This is a genomic window from Streptomyces sp. WG7 (genome assembly GCF_049975785.1).
Taxonomy (GTDB): domain Bacteria; phylum Actinomycetota; class Actinomycetes; order Streptomycetales; family Streptomycetaceae; genus Streptomyces.
The window spans coordinates 245,443-258,764 of the sequence record NZ_JBNGGE010000005.1 but is presented as its reverse complement, the minus strand read 5'-3'; the positions used below and the strand labels follow the sequence as shown (position 1 = coordinate 258,764).

12 protein-coding genes are annotated in these 13,322 nt (G+C 73.4%); 6 read left to right on the top strand and 6 right to left on the bottom strand.

The genetic code is table 11. The features are described from left to right. Window positions 1-192 precede the first annotated feature (192 nt). The 3 genes from ACP4J0_RS08475 (at window position 193) to ACP4J0_RS08465 (ending at window position 3,029) form a co-directional block, all read left to right on the top strand. Window positions 193-411: a hypothetical protein gene (locus ACP4J0_RS08475; RefSeq protein ID WP_426597991.1), complete on the top strand. Its 219-nt coding sequence runs from the start codon at window positions 193-195 to the stop codon at window positions 409-411. Between the two features lie 98 nt (window positions 412-509). Further along, window positions 510-1,529: a sporulation protein gene (locus tag ACP4J0_RS08470; protein ID WP_426597990.1), complete on the top strand. Its 1,020-nt coding sequence runs from the start codon at window positions 510-512 to the stop codon at window positions 1,527-1,529. Window positions 1,530-2,144: 615 nt separating this feature from the next. After that, window positions 2,145-3,029, top strand: a complete 885-nt coding sequence (locus ACP4J0_RS08465; RefSeq protein WP_426597989.1) for a DUF2637 domain-containing protein — start codon at window positions 2,145-2,147, stop codon at window positions 3,027-3,029. Between the two features lie 117 nt (window positions 3,030-3,146). Here ACP4J0_RS08465 and ACP4J0_RS08460 read toward each other — a convergent pair whose 3' ends face one another. From ACP4J0_RS08460 to ACP4J0_RS08445, 4 genes are all read right to left on the bottom strand, one after another. After that, the gene (locus ACP4J0_RS08460; protein WP_426597988.1) at window positions 3,147-3,611 is read right to left on the bottom strand and encodes a DUF6299 family protein; all 465 of its coding nucleotides are present in this window, start codon (window positions 3,609-3,611) and stop codon (window positions 3,147-3,149) included. Between the two features lie 192 nt (window positions 3,612-3,803). Then, window positions 3,804-4,631, bottom strand: a complete 828-nt coding sequence (locus ACP4J0_RS08455) for an alpha/beta fold hydrolase (RefSeq protein WP_426597987.1) — start codon at window positions 4,629-4,631, stop codon at window positions 3,804-3,806. Window positions 4,632-4,658: 27 nt separating this feature from the next. Continuing rightward, complete coding sequence (locus ACP4J0_RS08450; protein WP_426597986.1) at window positions 4,659-5,057, bottom strand: RidA family protein; 399 nt, start codon at window positions 5,055-5,057, stop codon at window positions 4,659-4,661. Further along, entirely contained in the window at window positions 5,054-6,211 is a 1,158-nt protein-coding gene (locus ACP4J0_RS08445; protein ID WP_426597985.1) for an acyl-CoA dehydrogenase family protein, read from the bottom strand. The genes ACP4J0_RS08450 and ACP4J0_RS08445 overlap by 4 nt, the downstream gene beginning before the upstream one ends. Window positions 6,212-6,275: 64 nt before the next feature. Between ACP4J0_RS08445 and ACP4J0_RS08440 the strand changes: the two genes are divergently transcribed. The 3 genes from ACP4J0_RS08440 to ACP4J0_RS08430 all read left to right on the top strand — a co-directional run bounded on the left by ACP4J0_RS08440 (window position 6,276) and on the right by ACP4J0_RS08430 (window position 9,909). After that, entirely contained in the window at window positions 6,276-8,033 is a 1,758-nt protein-coding gene (locus ACP4J0_RS08440; protein ID WP_426598019.1) for an AMP-binding protein, read from the top strand. Window positions 8,034-8,048: 15 nt separating this feature from the next. Then, window positions 8,049-8,933 carry a PaaX family transcriptional regulator gene (locus tag ACP4J0_RS08435; protein WP_426597984.1) on the top strand — a complete coding sequence of 295 codons (885 nt, stop codon included), beginning with the start codon at window positions 8,049-8,051 and terminating at the stop codon, window positions 8,931-8,933. Window positions 8,934-8,994: 61 nt separating this feature from the next. Then, complete coding sequence (locus ACP4J0_RS08430) at window positions 8,995-9,909, top strand: sulfotransferase family protein (RefSeq protein ID WP_426597983.1); 915 nt, start codon at window positions 8,995-8,997, stop codon at window positions 9,907-9,909. Here the strand turns inward: ACP4J0_RS08430 and ACP4J0_RS08425 are convergent. Next, entirely contained in the window at window positions 9,873-12,302 is a 2,430-nt protein-coding gene (locus tag ACP4J0_RS08425; RefSeq protein WP_426597982.1) for a bifunctional salicylyl-CoA 5-hydroxylase/oxidoreductase, read from the bottom strand. The two genes, ACP4J0_RS08430 and ACP4J0_RS08425, sit on opposite strands and share 37 nt — an antisense overlap. A gap of 4 nt (window positions 12,303-12,306) precedes the next feature. Next, window positions 12,307-13,134, bottom strand: coding sequence for an enoyl-CoA hydratase family protein (locus tag ACP4J0_RS08420; protein ID WP_426597981.1), 828 nt, complete (start codon window positions 13,132-13,134; stop codon window positions 12,307-12,309). Window positions 13,135-13,322: the final 188 nt, after the last annotated feature.

The following is a 13,322-nucleotide window of genomic DNA, read 5'->3' as shown; positions in this document are numbered from 1 at the left end:
CACCGGCGGGACGCCGGAGGAGAACCGGTGCCGTGAGCGGCCCCCGGCCGGTTCGGGAGCGTATTTCGGCCTTTCCCGGCGAGGCCGCCCGGAGCACACTCCCCGCCCGCCTCAACGACCCTATACTTCTACACACTTGTAGAAACGGGCTTCGGGTGAGACCCGGGCCGCGCACCCCTGGAGACGACACACATGGCTTCGATCGATCTGGACAAGGTGCTGGACAAGGCGTGGGCGGACAAGAGCCTGACGGAGGTACTCGCCGCCCCGGTGGCAGCGCTGAAGGGGGTCTCCGACCGCGACGGCGAGCTGCTCCAGGAGGCGTTCGGAGTCAAGACCGTAGCCGACCTCGCCGAACTGAAGTACGCCCGCTGGGCGCAGGCGCTGGCCGCTCTCGAAGCGGCCAAGTAGCCCACCAGCGGGCAACCGTGGCGCCGTTCGCCCCTGTCGGCCGAGTGGCGGCACCACCCTCACGGAACATCACGCACGTACAAGGAGTGGACGCCACGATGGTGTTCAAACGACTTCTCGGCTCGCTCGGCGTGGGCGCACCCACGGTCGACACGGTGCTCGACCCGGCTCCCGTCCTGCCCGGCGGCATGCTCACCGGGCAAGTACACCTCAAGGGCGGCCAGGCCGACTTCGACATCGAGCACGTCGCGCTCGAGCTCGTGGCACGGGTCGAGGCCGAACACGAGGACGGGGAGAGCGAGGGCGTCGTCGTCTTCGACCGGTTCATCGTCGGCGGCGGTTTCCGGCTCGCCGCGGAGGAACCGCGCAGTGTGCCCTTCGGCGTCACACTGCCCTGGGAGACGCCGGTCACCGAGCTGCACGGGCAGCCACTGGGCATCGTGCTCGGCGTGCGCACCGAACTGGCCGTCGCCGGCGCCCGGGACAAGGGCGATCTCGACCAGCTCACCGTCGCGGCCCTCCCGGCCCAGGAGGCGATCCTGGAGGCCTTCGGACAGCTCGGCTTCGGCTTCAAGTCCGCCGATCTCGAGTACGGGCGCATCGGCGGCACCGGGCAACAGCTGCCCTTCTACCAGGAGATCGAGCTCACCCCGGCCCCCCAGTACGCCCACCAGGTCAACGAGATCGAGCTGACCTTCCTGGCCGGCCCCGGCGGGCTGGAAGTGGTCCTGGAGGCGGACAAGCGCGGCGGCATCCTCTCCCCCGGGCACGACGCGCTCACGCGCTTCGCCGTCGGCCATCACGAGGACCGTGACTGGAACGCCTCCGTGGACGGCTGGGTCCGCCGGCTCGTCGAGCACCGGGCCGCATACGGTCACCAGGCCGTGTACGGCCACGACGCCTCGTACACCGACCACGGACACGGCGGTTTCGGCGGACACGACGGACACGGCGACCACCGCCACGAGGACCGTCACCGTTCCGGTCCCGGCATGGGCACGGCCGTCGCGGCGGGCGCGGCCGGCCTCGCGGTCGGTGTCGTGGGCGGCATGGTCGCCGCGGAGGTCGTCGACGAGGTGGGGGACTTCTTCGAAGGCGACGAGGAAGGCGAGGACTGAGCGGTAAAGGCCTGTACGTGGAGGGGCCGGAGGCACGAACGCCACCTGTCCCTCCCGGGGGACCCCGCCCGCTGCGGAAGTCCGCGGCTGCCCCACCGGCACCGCCCGTCACCGGCGATCGGGGTCGACAGGGCGCGACGACGCACCACGGCGGGCCCCCGGGGCCGTCGCCCGCTCGACGCCCAGCACGCTCCGGCGGCAGCGCCCACCCCGTGCGCGCCATCCGCCCCGTACATCCGATTCACGTTCTTCATACTTCGTACGGAATTCATGTCGAACCGATACGAATTCGGGATTGGGTAAGTATCACAGAATTCGTTCACTCGACTGCCACGCATCCGACGGAGTAGGCGGACGTTACTTCGGATATGAGCGAGGAAAACGGGGAACTGGTGACGCTTGGCCCGTACGTCTACAGGCCTGGCAGGAACCACTGTCCGTCACCGAGCGACGGAACTCTGACCAGAGGCGGGCTCCCCGTTCCACTCAGGGTGACCGAGCCCGTGCTGCAGCGCTTCCTGGACGTCATGACCGAGCTGGAGACCGGCCTCGCCGAGCGGTGGGGACGGTCCCAGGGGTCCCTGACGTACTCCGGGGCGGAGTGACCCGCGCGCCGTGTACGAGGAACAGACACACCAGCACACGCCCTACGGCGAGGGCCCGTTCCGTTCGACCGGCGGCGGCCGGCACCGGGCGCCGGACGAAACCTCCCAGCGGAACTCCCAGGAAACCCTGGTCCCGCCGGAACCCGGCTGGGACCCGGCCGAAGAGCTCGCTTTCCTGCTCCAGGACGCGATGGGACAGCAGACCATCGCCCCGCCCGGGACGACGGACACGTCGGCGATCGCTCCCGCGCCCGGTACACCGCTGAGCAATCTGCAGGAAATCACGGCGGAACTGCCACCGTTGAGAGACTCCCCCGCCAGTCACCGCAAGGTCCGCAAACCGAAGGTGAGCCGGCTGCGCGCCGCGAGCCTCTTCGTCGCGGCGCTCGCCGCGGTCATCGCGGCCTCCGTGAGCCTGTTCGGCGGCATGGTGGCCTACGAACCGCTGCGCCTGGCCGCCGCGACCCGCACCCGCGGCAGCGTCGTGTCGTGGTGGCCGCTGCTGGTCTACGGGCCCTGGCTGGTGGCGTCCCTGGCCGTCCTGCGTTCCGCGCTGCACCAACGCCGCGCGGTCCACTCCTGGGCCGTGGTCCTGCTGTTCTCGTCCATCGCGATGATGCTGTGCATCGCCCAGGCGCCCAGAACCCTCAGCGACGGTGCGGCCGCGGCCCTGCCGGGACTGGCCTCGCTGGTCTGCTTCCAGCAGATCGTCCGTCAGATCACGCTCACCCGTCCGCCCCGGCGTGCGGTGCCGCGGCACCGGCAACGCCCCACGCCCCCGCCGGGCATCGAACCGGCGGGCACGACGGCTCCGGATTCGTTGTCGCTGCCACAGCAGCGGCGGTACCCGCAGCGCCCGTCACGGCCGGGCCCCGGGCCCCGGAAACGGACCTGACCGGGCAAGCGGCCGGGCGGCGTGAAGCGGGAGTCGTCCGGCGGCCTCGCACCGGCACGGCCTCGCACCGCGTCGGTGCGGGGCCGTGCCGGTGCGGAGCCGTGCGGGGGGGGAGCCTCAGCCCTGGACCAGCGTCACGTCCTGTCCCTGCCGTGCGAGGAGGCTGGGGAGAGGCAGAATGCCCAGGGGCCGCAGTTCCAGCAGGGTGGCCTCGACGCGGGCCGCGCCGGGCTTCAGGGCGTTCACGGGGGTCGTGTCCCTGTTGACCCAGCGGTGCTCCAGGCCGTCGCACACCGCGAAACTGCCGCCGATGCCGTACCGGACGGACGGGTCGCCCTGGCTCACGGAGGAGGCGACGAAGACGGGGCCGGTCGCGGCGGTGCAGCGGTAGGTACCGGAGAGGGTGACGGTGCCGTCCGCGGCGAGGCGGCCGGTCGGGTCGACCGTCACCGACTTCGTGACGTGACGGGCGTCGCGGGTGGCCGTCGTCGCGTCGTGGGGAGCCGCCGTCGCGGCGGGGGCGGCCGGCAGGAGCAGGGCGGCGCCGACGGCGGTGGCGAGGGCTAGGGATCGTACGGGCATGGGGGGACCTCCCGGTTGTTCGGAATGGGAGGTTCCACTGGTACCGGGCGGACGAACCGGCGCCCGTGACCGTCACCCCTTCGGTGGCGAGTCCGCGTCGGGTACCCGGCGAGCGCCTTGCGATGGCCGCCTGATCACTTCGCCCGTCGGCACTCGTCCCTTCCGGCAGTACGCAGCCCGGCCCGGCAGCACTCAGCCCTTCCCGGCGACGAACTCCCGCAGCAGTGCGGCGAGCAGCTCCGGCTGGTCCTCGGGAATCAGCGTCCGGGTGTCCTCGACCTCGACCAGCCGCCCCTGCGGGAGGAGTTCGGCGAGGCGTCGGCCGTGGGCACGGGGCATCATCAGGTCCTCGGTCGCCCAGACGACGAGCGCGGGCCGGTCGAACCGCCGCAATCCCTGGGCGGCTTCGATCAGTTCGCCGCGCCGGACGTGGGTGCCGTAGTGCCGGAAGTCGCGCCGGATCGCCGGGTCGGTGCGCAACGGGCGCAGCCAGCCGTCGACGACCGCGTCCGGCACGGGCCGCTTGGTGAGCGCGCCGATGCCGACGGGCAGCCGGCGCAGCGGTTTCAGCCCCAGAGTGCGGACCAGCAGGGACACGCCGCCGGGAATCCGGCACGCGACGCCGATCAGCTTCCCGGGCAGCCCCGGCGGGTAGTTGTCGAACGCCTCGCACGCGACGAGCGCCAGCCGCGCGAGGCGCTCCGGATGCCGGGCCGCCACCGTCTGGGCCCGCCCGCAGTCGTTCTCGACCAGGGTGACGTCCGTCAGGTCGAGGCGGTCGAGGAACTCCGCGATCAGCTCGTTGACGAGGTCCGGTGTGGGTGGCCGGGACATGGGCCGACGGTGGGCGCCGTAGGGCAGGGTCGGCGCGATCACCCGGTGGTCGGCGCGCAGGTCGGCGACGACCTTGCGCCAGACGGTCGCGTCGTGCACCAGACCGTGGAGGAGGACGACGACCGGGCCGTCTCCGCCGGTGTCCTCGTACTCGATGGTTCCCGCGCCCAGTTCGATGTCCGGCATACCGGAATCCTAGGGCTCGCGGCGCCGCTACGGCAGTACGGCGAACCCGTCGAGTTCCACCAACGCCCGCTCGTCCCACAGCCGTACGACCTCCACGACCGCCATCGCCGGGTAGTCGCGGCCGGCCAGTTCGCGCCAGGTGCGGCCGAGGTCGGCGGCATGGCTGCGGTAGGCGGCGACGTCGGTGGCGTAGACGGTGACGCGGGCGAGGTCGGCGGGGGTGCCGCCGGCGGCGCGCAGGGCGGTCAGGAGGTTGGTGAGCGCCAGCTCGAACTGGGCGGGGAGGGTGTCGCCGGTGACCTTGCCGTCGGTGTCGAGGGCGGTCTGGCCGGCCAGGAACACGACGCGGGTGCCGGTGGCGACGACGGCGTGGGAGAAGCCGGTGGGCGGGGAGAGTGCGGGCGGGTTCACCCGTTCGGCGGTCATGCGCCGGCCTCCTGCGTCCGCGCGTCCAGGGTTCGGTACAGCTCCTTGGCGATGATGCCGCGTTGCACCTCGCTCGCGCCCTCGTAGACGCGGGGGGCGCGCACCTCGCGGTAGAGGTGTTCGAGGAGGTGGCCGCGGCGCAGGGCGCGGGCGCCGTGCAACTGGACGGCCTGGTCGACGACGTACTGGGCGGTCTCGGTGGCGAGGAGTTTCGCCATCGCGGCGCGGCGCGGGACGTCCGGTGCGCCCTCGTCGTACGCCGTGGCCGCCGCGTACACCATGAGGCGGGCCGCCTCGGTGCGCAGGGCCATCTCGGCGACCTGGTGGGCGACGGTCTGGAGGTCGCGCAGCTTGCCGCCGAAGGCGTCGCGGGCGGTGGTGTGCGCGAGGGTGGCGTCGAGGGCCGCCTGCGCCATGCCGACGGCGAAGGCGCCGACGCTGGGACGGAACAGGTTCAAGGTGTCCATGGCGACCCGGAAGCCGCGGTCCGGTTCGCCGAGCACGTCGTCCGCCGTGACGGGCACGGCGTCGAAGGCGAGGGCGCCGATGGGGTGCGGGGAGAGCATGTCGAGGGGGGTGCCGGTGAGGCCGGGGCGGTCGGCGGGGACGAGGAAGGCGGTGACGCCGCGGGCGCCGGCGCCGGGGGTGGTGCGGGCGAAGACGGTGTAGAAGTCGGCCTCGGGAGCGTTGGAGATCCAGCACTTCTCACCGGTGAGCCGCCAGCCGGAGCGGCCGTCGGAGCGTGTGTCCGGGCGGGCGGCCAGGGTCAGCGCCGCCGCGTCCGAGCCGGCGTCCGGTTCGCTGAGGGCGAAGGCGGCCACCGCGCTGCCGTCGCTCACGCGGGGCAGCCAGCGGGCGCGCTGGACCTCGGTGCCGTGGGCGTGCACCGGGTGGGCGCCGAGGCCCTGGAGGGCGAGGGCGGTCTCGGCCTCGGTGCAGGCGTGGGCGAGGGACTCGCGCATCAGGCACAGGTCGAGGGCGCCGGAGGTGAACAGACGGGGCAGCAGGCCGAGGGCGCCGAGTTCGGCGAGGAGGGCGCGGTCGACGCGGCCCGGGGCGCCCTTCTCGGCCAGCGGGCGCAGCCGTTCGGCGGCCAGGGCGCGCAGTTCGGCGCGCCAGGCGAGTCGTCCCGGTTCGAGCGAGAATGCGGTCATCGCCGGTCCCTTCCCCTGCTCCCCTGCCCGCTGGGCCACACCCGAGGTTATCGCGCCCCGTTGACTGCCGTCACCAACGCGTTACGCTCATGGCGCGAGCCCACCACGACACAGGGGGCGAACCGCCATGGCAGTCACGCACCGCGCAGGTCCGCACCGCTCGGCCCACGTCGACACCTTCGCGCGCGACCATCTGCCTCCCCCGGACCAGTGGCCCGAGCTCCGCTTCGACCTGCCGGAACTGCGCTACCCCGCCCGGCTGAACTGTGCCGCGGAGCTGCTCACCGGCCCGCCCGACGACCGCCCGGTCTTCCGCACCGCGTCCGGGGACCGCTGGAGCTACGGGCAGCTGCGGGCCCGCGTCGACCGGCTCGCCCACCTCCTCACCGGCGACCTCGGTGTCGTCCCGGGCAACCGGGTGCTGCTGCGAGGCCCCACGACCCCGTGGCTGGCCGCCTGCTGGCTGGCGGTGCTGAAGGCGGGCGCGGTGGCGGTGACCGTGCTGGCCCAGCAGCGCCCGCACGAGCTGCGCGCCGTCTGCGAGATCGCCCGGGTGCGGCACGCCCTGTGCGACGTCCGGGCCGTCGACGACCTGGCCGAGGCGGAGATCCCGGGGCTGCGGATCACCACGTACGGCGGGGACGCGCCCGACGACCTGCTGAACCGTACGGAGGCCGGCGCGAACGGCGGTACCGAGGCCGGCGCGAACGGCGGTACTGAGGCCGGTGCGCCGCCCGGCGCCCCGTACCCGGCCGTGGACACCGCGGCCGACGACGTGGCGCTGATCGCCTTCACCTCGGGCACCACCGGGCGCCCCAAGGGCTGCATGCACTTCCACCGTGACGTGCTGGCGATCGCCGACACGTTCTCCCGGCACGTCCTCAAGCCGCGCGCGGACGACGTCTTCACGGGCAGCCCCCCGCTCGGCTTCACCTTCGGGCTCGGCGGGCTGGTGGTCTTCCCGATGCGGGCCGGGGCGAGCGCGCTGCTGCTGGAACAGGCGGGCCCCAGGCAGCTGCTGCCCGCCGTCGCCGAGCACCGGGTGTCGGTGCTGTTCACCGCGCCGACGGCGTACCGGGCGATGCTCGACGACCTGGACGCGTACGACGTGACGTGTCTGCGGCGCTGCGTCTCGGCGGGCGAGAACCTGCCCGCGGCCACCTGGCGGGCCTGGCACGAGCGCACCGGCCTGCGCCTCATCAACGGCATCGGCGCCACCGAGCTGCTGCACATCTTCGTCTCCGCGGCGGACGGCGCCGCCAGGCCGGGCACCACGGGGGTGCCGGTGCCGGGGTGGCACGCGCGCGTGCAGGACGAGCACGGTGCGCCCCTGCCCGACGGGGAGCCCGGGCTGCTGGCGGTGCGGGGACCGGTGGGCTGCCGGTATCTCGCCGATCCGCGGCAGCGGGAGTACGTCCGCGGCGGCTGGAACATCACCGGTGACACCTACGTCCGCGAGCCCGACGGGTACTTCCGCTACGTGGCGCGCGCCGACGACATGATCATCTCCGCCGGGTACAACATCGCCGGGCCGGAGGTGGAGGACGCGCTGCTGCGCCATCCGGACGTGGTGGAGGCCGCCGTGGTGGGCCGGCCCGACCCGAACCGGGGGCAGGTCGTCGTGGCCCACGCCGTACTGAAGGAGGGCGCCGAGCGGGACTCGGACGCGCTGCGCGCGTTCCTCAGGTCCGAGCTGGCGCCGTACAAGTGCCCGCGCGAGATCGTCTTCCTCGACGCGCTGCCGCGCACCGCCACCGGCAAGCTCCAGCGCTACCGGCTCCTGCCCCCACCCGGTCGCGATCCCCGTGGTGACCAGGTCTGATGACGACAACCTAAGATGATCAACGTGTCCGACCAGCACGCGCAGCACACCCCGAGATCCCTGATCGTCACGCTCTACGGCGCTTACGGCCGCTTCGCGCCGGGCCCCGTACCCGTCGCCGAGCTGATCCGGCTGCTCGCCGCGGTCGGGGTGGACGCCCCCTCCGTCCGCTCGTCGGTGTCGCGGCTGAAGCGGCGCGGGCTGCTGCTGCCCGCCCGCACCGACCGGGGCGCGGCCGGTTACGAACTGTCCGCCGAGGCCCGCGAGCTGCTGGACGACGGGGACCGGCGCATCTACGCCGCGACGCCCCACGCGGACGAGGGCTGGGTGCTCGCCGTGTTCTCCGTGCCGGAGTCCGAGCGGCAGAAGCGTCACGTGCTGCGCTCCCGCCTGGCCGCACTCGGGTTCGGCACCGCCGCCCCCGGCGTGTGGATCGCCCCGGCCCGCCTGTACGAGGAGACCCGGCACGCACTGGGCCGCCTGGGCCTGGACTCCTACGTGGACTTCTTCCGCGGTGAACACCTCGGCTTCACGCCGACCGCCGAGGCGGTGGGGCGCTGGTGGGACCTGGCCGCGATCGCCAAGGAGCACGAAACGTTCCTCGACCGCCACGCGCGCGTGCTGCGCGACTGGGAGCGCCGGGCGGACACCCCGCCCGAGGAGGCCTACCGCGACTACCTCCTCGCGCTGGACTCCTGGCGCCACCTGCCCTACGCCGACCCCGGACTGCCCGCCCGGCTGCTGCCCGAGGACTGGCCCGGTACGCGCTCGGCGGCCGTCTTCCGGGCCCTGCACGAGCGGCTGCGCGACGCGGGCGCGCTCTACGCGACGCCCGGAGCACCCGCTCCCCCGGTCACCGGCTCACTCCCGGCCAGTGACTCGCGTCACACTCCTCCATGATGAGGGAACCCTCAGCCTCCTCAGACGCTCTTCTCAGGTTTGCCGCCTACCGTGCGGACGCATGAGTCTCGCGCGCAACTTGAACCGGGCCCTCACCGTCACCACCGGCCTCCAGGTACGGAGGGCCCCCCGGGCGGGGAAGGGGAGGATCTCCGCCGTGCCGAAGGCCGCGGCGCGCCCCGCGGCCGCCTACCGACGTCCGTCGGCCGAGGAACTGGCGACCGACCGGCTGCTGCGGCAGCCCGTCTTCGTCATCTCGTCCATCCGCTCCGGCTCCACCCTGCTGCGCATGATGCTGGGCGCCCACCCGCGGCTGCACACCCTGCACGAACTGCACCTCGGACGGATGGACGTCATCTGCGACAACTGGCACTCCGAGCACGCCATGGGCGCCCTCGGGCACGCCCGCGGCGACCTGGAGCACCTGCTCTGGGACCGTGTCCTGCACCGTGAACTGGTCAAGTCCGGCAAGGACTTCATCGTCGAGAAGACCCCGGCCAACGCGTACATGTACCGGCGCCTGAAGGACTGCTGGCCCGACGCGCGCTTCGTGTTCCTGCTGCGTCATCCGGAGTCCGTCGCGCGTTCCTGGCACGAGAGCGATCCCGTCAAGCGGCCGTACGACAAGGCCGTCACGGACGTGCTGCGCTACATGACGGCCGTCGAGGAGGCCCGTGCGGCCGACACCGACGGCTTCACCGTGCGCTACGAGGACATCACCGCCGACCCCGGGCGGGAGATGCGCCGCCTGTGCGCGTTCCTCGGCGTCGACTACGCGCCGGCCATGCTGAACTACGGCAGGAAGAGCGGCCGTGAACTGGTCAGGGGGCTCGGTGACTGGCGCGACAACATCCGCACCGGCACCGTGCAGCCGGGGCGCGCGCTGCCGAAGGAGGACGAGATCCCCGAGCGGCTGCGCGCGATGTGCGCGGCCTGGGGCTACACGTCGGACACCGCGTCGGACTCCGCGTCCTGACGCCGTCCGTGCAGCGTCAGCCTGGGCTTGGGGGCGTCGGTCCGTCCGGTCACCGGACGGCGGCTGCCCGCCCGGTACTGCGCCGGCCACACGGCACCCGGCCCCTCGTAGCCCTGCTCGGCCGCCGCGTGCAGCGTCCAGTGCGGGTCGTAGAGGTGGGGGCGGGCGAGGGCGCACAGGTCGGTGCGGCCGGCCAGGAGGAGCGAGTTGACGTCGTCCCAGGAGGAGATCGCGCCGACGGCGATCACCGGGACGCCCGCCTCGTTGCGGATGCGGTCCGCGTACGGCGTCTGGTACGACCGCCCGAACTCCGGCCGCTCGTCGGCCACGACCTGCCCCGTGGAGACGTCGACGGCGTCGGCGCCGTGCGCCGCGAAGGCCCGGGCGATCGCCACGGCCTCCTCGCCGCTCGTGCCGCCCTCGGCCCAGTCGGTCGCGGAGATCCGGACGGTCATGGGCCGCTCCCACGGCCACACGTCGCGTACGGCGGCGAAGACCTCCAGCGGGAAGCGGAGCCGTTTCTCCAGTGAGCCGCCGTAGGCGTCGGTGCGGTGGTTGGTGAGCGGGGAGAGGAAGCCGGAGAGCAGGTAGCCGTGGGCGCAGTGCAGTTCGAGCAGGTCGAAACCGGCCCGGGCGGCCCGCGCGGCGGCGGCCGCGAACTGCGTCCGGATGTCCGTCAGCCGGGCCCGGGACAGCTCGCGCGGCGTCTGGCCGCCCGGTCTGTACGGCAGCGGGGAGGGGGCGACCAGGGGCCAGTTGCCCTCGGGAAGCGGTTCGTCCATGCCCTCCCACATCAGCCGGGTCGAGCCCTTGCGTCCGCTGTGCCCGAGCTGCACGCCGATCGCGGTGCCGGGCGCCCGCTCGTGCACGAAGTCCGTGATCCGCCGCCACGCCTCGCCCTGCGCGCCGGTGTACAGGCCCGCACAGCCGGGGGTGATGCGGCCCTCCTCGCTGACGCAGACCATCTCGGTCATCACGAGTCCGGCACCGCCCAGGGCCCTGGCTCCCAGGTGGACCAGGTGGAAGTCGCCGGGGATGCCGTCGGTGGCCGAGTACATGTCCATCGGGGAGACGACGACGCGGTTGCGCAGGGTCAGGCCGCGCATCCGGAACGGGGTGAACATCGGGGGCGTGCCGGGCGGGCAGCCGAACTCGCGCTCGACGGACTCGGTGAAGCGGGCGTCGCGCAGCCGCAGGTTCTCGTGGGTGACGCGGCGGCTTCGGGTGAGCAGGTTGAAGGCGAACCGGCGGGGCGGCTGGTCGAGGTACCGGGGCAGGTCCTCGAACCACTCCAGGCTGGCCTTGGCCGCCCGCTGGGTGGAGGCGACGACGGGGCGCCGCTCCGCCTCGTAGGCGGTCAGCGCCGCTTCCAGGGTGGTCTGTTCCTCCAGGCAGGCGGCGAGCGCGAGGGCGTCCTCCACGGCGAGCTTGGTGCCGGAGCCGATGGAGAAGTGGGCGGTGTGGGCGGCGTCGCCGAGGAGGACGACGTTGCCGTGCGACCAGCGTTCGTTGACGACCGTGCGGAAGGCGGTCCACGCCGACTTGTCGGACCTCAGCGGCCGGCCGCCGAGGGCGTCGGCGAAGATCCTGGCGCAGCGGGCGGTGGACTCGGACTCGTCCAGTCCGTCGAAGCCGGCCGCCCGCCAGACGTCCTCGCGCATCTCGACGATGACGGTGGAGGCGTCGGGCGCGTACGGGTAGCCGTGCAGTTGCACGACGCCGTGCTCGGTCTCGGCGATGTCGAAGCGGAAGGCGTCGAAGGCGAAGTCGGCGGCCAGCCAGATGTAGCGGCAGCGGTGGACGGTCAGGCGGGGCCGGAACGTGTCGCGGTAGGCCTCGCGGGTGGTGCTGTGCACGCCGTCGGCGGCCACGACCAGGTCGTACTCCCGGGCCAGCCGGTCGGGGTGCGGGGCCTCGGTGCGAAAGCGCAGCTCCACGCCGAGGGCGCGGCAGCGGTCGTGCAGGATCTCCAGGAGGCGGTGGCGGCCGAGGGCGGCGAAGCCGTGTCCCGTGGAGGTGTGGCGGGTGGTCCGGTGGACGATGTCGATGTCGTCCCAGCGGACGAAGTCCTGCCGCAGGGCCGCGTAGACGACGGGGTCGGCGTGTTCGATGCCGCCGAGGGTCTCGTCGGAGAGGACGACGCCGAAGCCGAAGGTGTCGTCGGGGGCGTTGCGTTCCCAGACGGTGACCTGCCGGTCGGGGGCGAGGCGTTTGAGGAGGGCGGCGGTGTAGAGGCCGCCGGGGCCGCCCCCGATGATCGCGGCGCGCAGGGGGTGGTGTGGCGTCGCGGGCGAGTGCGGCGCCGTTGTGGCTGGTCGCGCCCCGCGGCCGAGCCGCGGATCGGCACTGCCCCGCGCCCCCGAGGGCGCCGCGGTCCCCTGGGCCGGGAGCATCCGCCTACCTCCCCTGCCACTTCGGGGGGCGTTTCTCCGTGAAGGCCGCGTGGAACTCGGCGTAGTCCTCGCCGTTCATCAGGAGGGCCTGGGTGGAGGCGTCCAGTTCCACCGCGGCCGCGAGGGGCATGTCCAGTTCGGCGGTGAGGAGGGCCTTGGTCTGGGCGTGCGCGAGGGCCGGACCGTCGGCGAGGCGGCGGGCGAGCGCGGCGGCGGCCTCGTCGGCGCGGCCCTCGTCGGTCAGCTCGCTGATCAGGCCGATCCGCTCGGCCTCCGGCGCCCGCACCGGGTCGCCGAGCATCAGCAGCCGGGTCGCGTGCCCCAGGCCGACCACCCTCGGCAGCAGGTACGCCGCACCCATGTCGCCGCCGGAAAGTCCGACGCGGGTGAAGAGGAAGGCGAAGCGGGCGGACGGGTCGGCGACGCGGAAGTCGGCGGCCAGGGCGAGGACCGCGCCCGCCCCGGCGGCGACGCCGTGCAGCGCGGCGACCACCGGGAACGGGCACTCCCGCACGGCCCGCACCACCTGGCCCGTCATGCGGTTGAAGTCGAGGAGCTGGGCGGTGTCCATGGACAGGGTCGCGCCGATGATCTCGTCGACGTCGCCGCCCGAGCAGAAGCCGCGCCCCTCCCCGGCCAGCACCAGGGCCCGCACGGACCGTTCCCGGGACAGCTCGGCGAGCAGGTCGCGCAGGTCGGCGTAGGCCTCGAAGGTCAGCGCGTTGAGCTTGTCGGGGCGGGCGAGGGTGACGGTGGCGACGCCGTCGGTGAGGTCGACGCGCAGGTGCCGCCAGTCGGGGGTGGGGGCGGCGGAGCCGGTGAAGGGACTCATGACACTCGAAGTTATCACCGTTCTGTGACCGTCGTCACGGGTGCGCGACAGCTTGTCCGGCGTCGGGCGGAGGGCCCCGGGGTGCATCCGGTGGAGCGCCCCGGGCGGTGCACCGGGCGGAGGGCCCCGGGGTGCATCGGGTGGAGCGCCCCGGGCGGTGCACCGGGCGGGAGGCCCCGGGCGGTGCC

What these genes read in the sequence shown, in the direction of transcription:
- ACP4J0_RS08475 (WP_426597991.1), top strand. Translation starts at nt 193, where the DNA reads ATGGCTTCGATCGATCTGGACAAGGTGCTGGACAAGGCGTGGGCGGAC.
- ACP4J0_RS08470 (WP_426597990.1), top strand. Translation starts at nt 510, where the DNA reads ATGGTGTTCAAACGACTTCTCGGCTCGCTCGGCGTGGGCGCACCCACG.
- ACP4J0_RS08460 (WP_426597988.1), bottom strand. Translation starts at nt 3,611, where the DNA reads ATGCCCGTACGATCCCTAGCCCTCGCCACCGCCGTCGGCGCCGCCCTG.
- ACP4J0_RS08455 (WP_426597987.1), bottom strand. Translation starts at nt 4,631, where the DNA reads ATGCCGGACATCGAACTGGGCGCGGGAACCATCGAGTACGAGGACACC.
- ACP4J0_RS08450 (WP_426597986.1), bottom strand. Translation starts at nt 5,057, where the DNA reads ATGACCGCCGAACGGGTGAACCCGCCCGCACTCTCCCCGCCCACCGGC.
- ACP4J0_RS08445 (WP_426597985.1), bottom strand. Translation starts at nt 6,211, where the DNA reads ATGACCGCATTCTCGCTCGAACCGGGACGACTCGCCTGGCGCGCCGAA.
- ACP4J0_RS08435 (WP_426597984.1), top strand. Translation starts at nt 8,049, where the DNA reads ATGATCAACGTGTCCGACCAGCACGCGCAGCACACCCCGAGATCCCTG.
- ACP4J0_RS08430 (WP_426597983.1), top strand. Translation starts at nt 8,995, where the DNA reads ATGAGTCTCGCGCGCAACTTGAACCGGGCCCTCACCGTCACCACCGGC.
- ACP4J0_RS08425 (WP_426597982.1), bottom strand. Translation starts at nt 12,302, where the DNA reads ATGCTCCCGGCCCAGGGGACCGCGGCGCCCTCGGGGGCGCGGGGCAGT.
- ACP4J0_RS08420 (WP_426597981.1), bottom strand. Translation starts at nt 13,134, where the DNA reads ATGAGTCCCTTCACCGGCTCCGCCGCCCCCACCCCCGACTGGCGGCAC.